The following is a 657-nucleotide window of genomic DNA, read 5'->3' on the forward strand; positions in this document are numbered from 1 at the left end:
AGCTGCGGCAGGCCGGTGCCTCGCTGGCCGAACTGCAGGCGGCCGAGAAGCTGCTGCTGTCGCTGCCGGCCGACGAGGCCGCGGCGCGCATCGCGTGGACGCAGTCGCAGGCGGCCAACGAGGCGAGGGCGCATCCGCTGGGCGGCATGCCGCCGCACGGCACGCCGTTTGCGGGTGATCCCGACGGCACGCCGGGCGAGCGCGAGGCCTTCGACGATTCGCGGCGCAACTTCATCGCGCTGGTGTTCTGCCTGATGATCGGCACCGCGGCGCTRCCGCACATCCTGGCGCGCTGCTACACGGCGCCGTCGGTGCGGCAGGCGCGGCAATCGGTCACCTGGTCGCTGTTCTTCATCCTGCTGCTGTACCTGTCGGCGCCGGCGCTCGCGGTGCTGGTGAAGTACGAGTTGTTCACCTCGCTGGTCGGCACGCCCTTCGAGCAGCTGCCGGCCTGGATCGCGAACTGGGCCAAGGTCGACCCGACGCTGCTGTCGGTGGCCGACATCAACCGCGACGGCGTGCTGCAGCTGGGCGAGATCCGCATCGGCGCCGACATCATCGTGCTGGCCACGCCCGAGATCGCCGGGCTGCCCTACGTCGTCTCGGGCATGGTGGCGGCCGGCGGGCTGGCGGCGGCGCTGTCGACCGCCGACGGGC

Annotated in this window: 1 protein-coding gene; it reads left to right on the forward strand. The window is 72.3% G+C overall.

Annotated features, from left to right (window positions below; all coding sequences use genetic code 11):
* Nucleotides 1-657: sodium:solute symporter family transporter (locus tag AC1D15_RS35885; RefSeq protein WP_477829840.1), on the forward strand; the 657-nt coding region annotated here is incomplete at both ends.

The organism is Rhizobacter sp. P2_H2, from assembly GCF_056403375.1.